This is a genomic window from Streptomyces sp. NPDC032745 (genome assembly GCF_055579465.1).
Genome location: NZ_JBVING010000046.1, coordinates 1 through 1,518, shown reverse-complemented (window position 1 = coordinate 1,518; position 1,518 = coordinate 1). Strand labels below are relative to the sequence as shown.

The window sequence follows — 1,518 nt, the reverse complement described above, 5'->3', positions numbered from 1 at the left end:
ACCAGCAGGCCGCGGCTGCGCAGTACCCACCGCTCGACGGGGCTGAAGATCAGGAGGTCGATGGCGATGCCGACGACGAGGATGAGGATGATCGCGAGGAACACGCCGGGCAGGTCGATGTTGTTGCGGCCGTTCTCCAGGAGCTGGCCGAGGCCGAGGCCGAGGTCGGGGGAGCTGGCGATGATCTCGGCGGCCATGAGGGAGCGCCAGGAGAAGGCCCAGCCCTGCTTGAGGCCGGCCAGGTAGCCGGGGAGGGCGGCGGGCATGACGATGTGCCGCGCCCCGCTGAGGCCGGTGGCGCCCAGGGTGCGGCCGGCCCGCAGGTAGAGGGGCGGGATCTGGTCGATGCCGGAGACGAGGCCGTTGGCGATGGAGGGTACGGCGCCGAGCAGGATGACCGTGAACATCATGGCGTCGTTGAGGCCGAACCACAGGACGGCCGGCGGCACCCAGGCCACGGACGGCAGGGACTGCAGGCCCTGGAGGATCGGGCCGATCGCGGCGCGGACGAACCTGACGCGGGCGACGAGCAGGCCGAGCGGGGTGCCGATGGCCAGGGCGAGCAGGAAGCCGAGCAGGCCGCGGGAGACGCTGGTCCAGATGACCTCGAGCAGGGTGCCCTTGAGCCACATGTCGGACAGGCTGTCCCAGACCGCGGACAGGGCGGGGAGCTTCGTCTCGTCGGTGACCTTCGCCGCGACGAGGACCTGCCACACCAGCAGCACCAGGCCGACGGCGATGACCGGCGGGAGGACCTTCTTGACGAGGACCTCGCGGGCGGAGGTGCGGTGGGTCTGGACCGCGTCGAGCGCGTCGAGCCCGGCCTCCAGGCCTGCCAGATCGTCGTGCTTGGCCTTGGGGGTGGTGTCAGTGCTGGCCATGGCGGCGGATCTCCCCACGCAGGTGTTCAGTGATCTCGAGGGACAGTTCCGCGACGTCCGCGTCCTCGATGCGGCGGGGCTGCGGGATGTCCACGGTCCACTCCTTCGCGATCCGGCCGGGCCGTGAGGAGAGCAGGACCACACGTTGGGCGAGGCGGACGGCCTCGCGCACGTTGTGCGTGACGAACAGGACGGAGACGTCCGTCTCGGCCCAGATGCGGGTGAGTTCGCCGTGCAGGACGTCCCGGGTGATGGCGTCCAGGGCCGCGAACGGTTCGTCCATCAGCAGGAGCCGGCTGTCCTGGGCGAGGGCCCGGGCCAGGGCGACGCGCTGGCGCATGCCGCCGGACAGTTCGTGGACGCGCTTGCCGTGGGCGCCGCCGAGGCGGACCAGTTCCAGCAGCCGTTCGGCCTCCGGTTTGCGGTCGGCCTTGGCCACCCCGCGCAGGCGCAGGGCGAGTTCGATGTTCTTGCCCGCGGTGAGCCACGGGAAGAGGGCGTGCTCCTGGAACATGAGGGCGGGCCGGCCGGCGGTCTCGATGGTGCCCGCGCTGGGCTTGTCGAGACCGGCGACCAGGTTGAGCAGGGTGGACTTCCCGCACCCCGAGGCTCCCAGGATGGTGACGAACTCGCCGGG

2 protein-coding genes are annotated in these 1,518 nt (G+C 71.3%); both read right to left on the bottom strand.

Features of this window, described 5'->3' with window-relative positions:
• A partial coding sequence (locus tag ACZ5WG_RS40795; protein WP_468729704.1) for an ABC transporter permease occupies window positions 1–881 on the bottom strand: 881 nt, incomplete at its 3' end.
• A partial coding sequence (locus ACZ5WG_RS40790) for an ABC transporter ATP-binding protein (RefSeq protein WP_468729703.1) occupies window positions 868–1,518 on the bottom strand: 651 nt, incomplete at its 5' end. The genes ACZ5WG_RS40790 and ACZ5WG_RS40795, both read right to left, overlap by 14 nt.